This is a genomic window from Tenacibaculum sp. (assembly GCF_048269885.1).
Taxonomy (GTDB): Bacteria; Bacteroidota; Bacteroidia; order Flavobacteriales; family Flavobacteriaceae; genus Polaribacter.
In genome coordinates this window covers 1-5,733 of record NZ_JBLWTZ010000050.1, presented here as the reverse complement: position 1 = coordinate 5,733, position 5,733 = coordinate 1, and the positions used below count along the sequence as shown (strand labels likewise).

Sequence of the window (5,733 nt, the reverse complement as noted above, 5' to 3'; positions counted from 1 at the left end):
TGTCAAGGGATTAAGAAATAGAATTGCACATCACGAGCCTATAATTGCGCGAGATCTAGAATTAGATTTCAAGAATATTGATTTACTAATTAACTATCGCTGCTCAGATACTGCACATTGGACATACAAAAACCAGCTAGTGACTCCTTTGATGGAATTAAAACCTTTCTAATATTGGTCATAAATAATGCATAGCAAAACTAAAACAAGGTTATATAGAAGGGCCTATGTTACATGGCTCATAAGCACTGGCGTTAACACTGTGCCTGCAATTATGGGAGCTACGGGAATGCCAAGACGAACAGATCAAGATACATTATCGGTAACTCAAGAGCTGTCTATTGTGTTTGAAAACAAAAGCGGTTCATACTCGGCTGTTGACTGGGGAATGTTAAATAAAACTTGGTTAATAAACAACTTGAAGCACGGTAAAAACGTGCCATCATATCCATAAATTAAGAAATCTTGGAATAATTATGACTAAATCTGATAGCCCTTATTTTAAAGTAAAGACTGAATTGGGGTTTACTCAGTTTGATGTAGATCGGATGCTCATTCGATATTCAAAAGGCAATTACCCAAAAGGGTTTATATGTCATGTTTTTTCTCTTGGTGCTAGCATTGATGAAGAAACTTTTGTAAATGAAAGGTTGGATGCAGCAATTAGTAATTTTGATAAACATAACCTTTTAAAAAGTTAACTTTAACATTGGAAATGAGATTTAAGGGGTTAATAAGTTATGAAATATTTGAGTGACTATTGGCAATTTATAGCCATATTCTCAATATTTTTAGTTTCTTTAACTTTAAACAGAACTGTCTTTGCTGATAAGGATGTAAGGTCGGCTAAATATGAAATTGATGAAGCTGGCATAGGTGCAACGGAAGATAAATTGGTAAATGAAGAGCTAGAGCGTAAACGATCTGTATCAATTAAAGTTTCGTTGCTCTTAAGTTTTCTCGTTTTATTAACATCAAAGCTTACTTAGTTGGAAAATGGGAAATCAAAGTGAAACTATCAACAATTTTGTTTATTACTACAGGGCTTTCTTCATTGCCCCTGTATTTTGAAGGTGTTTCCGTTGAATCCTCACCTGTTATTGTATGGTGTATAGTTGCGGCTATGATTGTCCAACTATCAGTTGCGATTTGGATTATGGCTACTGGGGATAAAACTAAAGTTTAAAAATTGGAAAAAAAATGGAAACGCTAGAGCAGCTTAAAAATGGAGATATCTTAACAAATATTGACCATTCCAGTGATTGTATTTCATTGCTTGAAATAGGTGTTGATTCCCTTGCAGAATTTATTGTAGCGTCTTCGAATAGCAATGGAAGGCACTTAATAATAGGTCTTGGACGCACCGAAGTTTTTGGAGTAGAACCTAACTCGTTGAGAACTATATTTGCTCAAGCAAAGTCACTATGCAGTGGAGCAGATGTACACTTAGAGTTCATCCCTAACATTAGAGGAAACTACACACTTGGAGTTATTACAGTAAAGCCGTCAACTAAATTGGCGAGTGTTCAGGGTGTTGTATATGAGCTCGAAAACAACACACCTCGATTAATGTCTGAACCTGAGATATTAACAAAAATTGGACTTGGAGTAGATTCGGAACTGATTAACTCACTGGCTGTTGATATTGCCTCCCAGTCGAGGATTATTGAGAACTTGCAAACAGAAATCAAAAGAGCTTCTAGCTATAAAGGTCAATGGAAAAGTTGGGTTATTGGCGCTTTATTTGGTTTTTTTATTTCCGAAATTTTGAAGCTAGTTTTTGGCTTATCGTAATATTGGAATGACGGGATGAAAGAAATAATTAAAATCCCTGCTGTGTGGTTTAGCCTGCTTTTTTAATTACTTTGATTGGTTGGCTAGCTTTTGTGGTGGGTTTAAAAAATACCTCCTGAACTGTACATAACAATTGAAGCTAGATTCGATACAAAAACATTGAAAGGATTAGAGGGAAAAAAGGCTATTTCTCAATGTGGCAGATTTATCAATATAATAAGCAGTTATAACGATATTTTATTACAGTAAAAAGTAAAAACCAGTATGTAACTTTATTAATCAAAATAGGCTACATTTTGGAGCTTATTTGCATTTCAGTATGTATATCTTTATTACTGACCCACAATAGAAGAGTTAAACTTTCGTTATGATATGATATTTTATGAAATAAGGCTGTAATCGATACAGGGACAATAGCGGAGGCGTATTAGTGATGAGTATATTAACTGTAGGTTTATTAAGTTTATCTGGGTATTGGCAATTTGCTGATTGTGATACGGGCTTATCAAAAAATCAGGGAGATGCTTTTAAGATATATAAAACTGAAAACAAACTCAAAGTTGAGTTACTTTTCATCAACTCAATAGACAGAGCATTAATTAATGAAAACAGCGGCGAAAACTTCGATTATGTTTTCAAAAACAAACGAATAACAATGAAAGTTAATCATACACAAAATGAATTGCTAAAAATAATGAACTGGACTTACGATAACAAATCAGTTGTGGAAACAGAACTTTGCATATACAAACGGTTAGAGGTTTGATTTGGCAATTGCAGATAAAAGTATAGTGAAAACTTAAGATATTACATTTGAACATTTGCAGGGCGCAGTGAAGCAGAGTAAGGCCATCGCCAAGCATAACGACTAAAACCGCAGGGTTTAACTCGCAGCAAAAGCACGCGAGAATGCGCTCTGCATGTGCTCAAGTAGAGCCATAGCCCTATTTAAGTGCATCTCTTTATCATAGATTTTACATACCGACATGATTGCCCCGAAAAGCTAACGCCCCGTTAACGCGCGCCTAACCTTTGTGCAGAGTAGCGAAAATGGCGAACGCCATACGCGAAACGAAGCAAAGGTAGGGTGTCGATGTTAAACGGTTTTTTAGAGGTTTTAACTACATCCATGATAAACCGTACTCTTTGATGAAATTAGTATCTCGCATTACAACTTTGATTCGCTCAAGTTCAGCCAATGGACGGCCTCCAAACACACGAAAGTTATCGTAAGTTAATATTGCTGGTCGTCCATTAGAGTCGGATAGCCTAATTTCACGGTTATGGTCGGATATGAACATAACTCTTTTTTCGCCGTCGACTCGGGGAGTTACATCAACCAATTCACCATTTGAATTAACCCAGACGGCATGAAATTGAGCTTCTATAAAATCTTTAGTGGTATCCTGAGCTATCAGCCAGCCATGCTGTGCATCCCCGCCCGCATATTTCATTTTTACCCACGCATTGAAGAAACAGTTATTTGGTTCAGGAGTAAACTCCATCGGCCGATGAAATTTTAAAATTCTCACATCCTCTTCCCTTAAGTCAAGACTCTGAATTATTGTCTTAACCGCCTGATTTATTTTTTTGGGAGAGGTAGATTTAAATCTCACTGTTGCATCCTGGGAACTTGAACCTCTAACATTTTATAGTTCGCTCGTCGCGCATCTTTGTGCCGATGTTACGCGCATGTATTAATGAATCTATTTTTAACAAATAATGTAATGCATTGCCAACTTTAATATTTTTATTGACATTAAAGGTATTCAGAAAAAAATGCCCTCATCGCTCATTTCCTTGAATCTGGGAATATAACAACAAAACTGTGTATTAATACAGTGGTTTGTATCATCACCAACATAAAAGTTAGTGGAATATCAGATTATGAGCTAGAGCCAATATCATTAGGTGAATCACTGTGTCTGATAGCTCAAAGGTGATCTATAGAGTAATTACGTTAACTCACTTTGGGGCAAGTATGAGTTAAGCTTGAAGGCCTACTATTGTACAAAACGTCCATTAGTTCTTAATCACAAGCATTCATAGCTACGTTCTAGAAAATAGGTGATAAAGTATTAAAAGGTTTCCTATAAATTACATTCATTAATTAATAACTGACTTATAGAGTCAGACTCATTTGATAGTTTTAGGAGCTCATTATCCTTTGAAGGTGATGTTGAATCGTTAAGTTCTGAGCTAGAGAGAATGTTCTCGATTTCTAAAGAGTTTGATGAGAACTTTTGGCAAAATTCAGTTATCTTCGCGCTATTCATGTCTTCGGAATTTTTCTTGTTCCTCATGTATAACTTATAGCGCTCCGTTACAACCTCTAAAGCTGCATGATCATAGCGTATGGTAGCTATTACTTCACTATCTTCGATTGTGTAGTCAACAATACTTACCGTTATCGGACGTAAAATGCGGGCCTTCTCGCTATAACTTGATACACCTGCTTGTGAATTATTAACAATGAAATAAGCGCCTTGCTTTTGAGCAGCTTCTTTATATATTAAATCTGCAATGTTGTACTCATTAACTGTGAGACCGATAGTTTTAAACTTGATAACTCTCACAGTATCAGCTGCATGAGCAGTATGGCTCAATACTAAAATGACTAGTAAAAACACAAATTTCATAAATCCCCCTCCAAAGTGAAAAGTATAATTTATTGAATACAGGTTTGTGAAAATATAAGAAACACAATGACATTTATTATAACTCATTGTAAATAGGTGATATTCAGTTTGGTTTTTAACCGCTGCACGAAATGAAATTTATGAAATGATTAATACAGTTTTGTCCTTGGAGGTCGTTTTAATGAATTTATTGAAAGCGCTAGCAAATGGGGTTTTTATGCTGACTGTATTCCATGCGTTCGGGAGTGCTTATGGTGCAGAAAAAGTTAGTGTCAATTTAACGCTCAGTAACACCACTGACTACGATGCACAAGTAATCGAGCATCTACTTCAAAAAAAAGCTGTGGAGCAACTAAAAGTAAACCTCAATACGAATGTTATAAGTGGCAATAAATTATTGCCAAATGTAAGGCTAAAACTTAAAGAGCTAAACTTAAAGCAAGAGCAAAGCACCCTTAATGCAACGGCTACTTTTGAGTTAACTGAAGGTCAAGAGTTAATTGCTAACGAGAATACTATTAGGGTTTATGACGAAGTATTTCTGTTTAATGGCATCGAAACAAAACAATCATCATTGAAAAAAAGACTTAAAGAAAAGGTGTTTGAATATAAATTCTTTGCTGATATCCAAAGCAAATTATCTAACCTAGTGACAATATCAGACTATAAAATCAAAGAACCTCAAATTAGTGAAGGCCAAGTGATTTATGGTGGCCTTAAGCTCTCAGAAGTAATGAACATCCGCGCTTTAGTTGCAGCCCGAAGTTACTCTCGCAAAGGTATCTCAAATGGAGTAAATATTCGAAATGAAGAGTGTACACAGCTTGATTCAGATCTGTTAGATGTAAACCCTAAATTTCCATCGATTGGAAAAGCTGCACACTGGCCAGAATTTAAAGTAGGTGTATCGATGCTAACACTCCAGCTATTGACTGGGTTATCTCCAAAAGTTTTAGAAATGGATTTTACTAAAAACTTACTACTATCCGAATTGCAAAAGTCTAGGGCGAGAGTAAAAGACTATAATAGTGACTTATTGCCTTATTCAAATATGTGGGATGCATACAGAGAAAGCATAGAGAACTTCAAAAATGTATTAAATGGGCAGATGTCCAATTTATCTGAAGAATATATGGGGAAGATTGAGGCATCACCTTTCAGTCAATATCCGTTTGCAGATGTTAAGCAAGTTGCAATGCACCTTAGTTTTGATGAGTTAATTAGTGAAGGGGGCTTTGATGGCTTTGAGTTCAATGATTGGTTTTGGGGTCCGAAAAACCACTATGGAGTACAAAGCAGC

8 protein-coding genes are annotated in these 5,733 nt (G+C 35.8%); 6 read left to right on the top strand and 2 right to left on the bottom strand.

The genetic code is table 11. From position 1 onward, the window contains the following. Nucleotides 1-187 precede the first annotated feature (187 nt). The 5 genes from ACN0WY_RS17330 to ACN0WY_RS17310 all read left to right on the top strand — a co-directional run bounded on the left by ACN0WY_RS17330 (nucleotide 188) and on the right by ACN0WY_RS17310 (nucleotide 2,560). Nucleotides 188-454: a helix-turn-helix domain-containing protein gene (locus ACN0WY_RS17330; RefSeq protein ID WP_417801189.1), complete on the top strand. Its 267-nt coding sequence runs from the start codon at nucleotides 188-190 to the stop codon at nucleotides 452-454. Nucleotides 455-476: 22 nt separating this feature from the next. After that, nucleotides 477-701 (top strand): hypothetical protein, encoded by a 225-nt coding sequence (locus tag ACN0WY_RS17325; protein ID WP_417801188.1) that lies wholly within the window; start codon nucleotides 477-479, stop codon nucleotides 699-701. Between the two features lie 48 nt (nucleotides 702-749). Continuing rightward, nucleotides 750-989 carry a hypothetical protein gene (locus ACN0WY_RS17320; protein WP_417801187.1) on the top strand — a complete coding sequence of 80 codons (240 nt, stop codon included), beginning with the start codon at nucleotides 750-752 and terminating at the stop codon, nucleotides 987-989. Nucleotides 990-1,200: 211 nt separating this feature from the next. Further along, nucleotides 1,201-1,794 carry a hypothetical protein gene (locus ACN0WY_RS17315; RefSeq protein WP_417801186.1) on the top strand — a complete coding sequence of 198 codons (594 nt, stop codon included), beginning with the start codon at nucleotides 1,201-1,203 and terminating at the stop codon, nucleotides 1,792-1,794. 433 nt (nucleotides 1,795-2,227) lie between these two features. After that, nucleotides 2,228-2,560: a hypothetical protein gene (locus tag ACN0WY_RS17310; protein ID WP_417801185.1), complete on the top strand. Its 333-nt coding sequence runs from the start codon at nucleotides 2,228-2,230 to the stop codon at nucleotides 2,558-2,560. 355 nt (nucleotides 2,561-2,915) lie between these two features. Here the strand turns inward: ACN0WY_RS17310 and ACN0WY_RS17305 are convergent, their stop codons facing one another. Both ACN0WY_RS17305 and ACN0WY_RS17300 read right to left on the bottom strand, forming a co-directional pair. Then, nucleotides 2,916-3,299, bottom strand: a complete 384-nt coding sequence (locus ACN0WY_RS17305) for a hypothetical protein (RefSeq protein ID WP_417801184.1) — start codon at nucleotides 3,297-3,299, stop codon at nucleotides 2,916-2,918. A gap of 585 nt (nucleotides 3,300-3,884) precedes the next feature. Beyond that, a complete protein-coding gene (locus ACN0WY_RS17300; protein WP_417801183.1) occupies nucleotides 3,885-4,520 on the bottom strand; it encodes a hypothetical protein in 636 nt (211 codons plus the stop codon). Nucleotides 4,521-4,578: 58 nt separating this feature from the next. Here ACN0WY_RS17300 and ACN0WY_RS17295 point away from each other — a divergent pair. After that, nucleotides 4,579-5,733: hypothetical protein (locus ACN0WY_RS17295; protein WP_417801182.1), on the top strand; the 1,155-nt coding region annotated here is incomplete at its 3' end.

What these genes read in the sequence shown, in the direction of transcription:
- ACN0WY_RS17315 (WP_417801186.1), top strand. Translation starts at nt 1,201, where the DNA reads ATGGAAACGCTAGAGCAGCTTAAAAATGGAGATATCTTAACAAATATT.
- ACN0WY_RS17300 (WP_417801183.1), bottom strand. Translation starts at nt 4,520, where the DNA reads ATGAGTTATAATAAATGTCATTGTGTTTCTTATATTTTCACAAACCTG.
- ACN0WY_RS17310 (WP_417801185.1), top strand. Translation starts at nt 2,228, where the DNA reads ATGAGTATATTAACTGTAGGTTTATTAAGTTTATCTGGGTATTGGCAA.
- ACN0WY_RS17325 (WP_417801188.1), top strand. Translation starts at nt 477, where the DNA reads ATGACTAAATCTGATAGCCCTTATTTTAAAGTAAAGACTGAATTGGGG.
- ACN0WY_RS17330 (WP_417801189.1), top strand. Translation starts at nt 188, where the DNA reads ATGCATAGCAAAACTAAAACAAGGTTATATAGAAGGGCCTATGTTACA.
- ACN0WY_RS17305 (WP_417801184.1), bottom strand. Translation starts at nt 3,299, where the DNA reads ATGGAGTTTACTCCTGAACCAAATAACTGTTTCTTCAATGCGTGGGTA.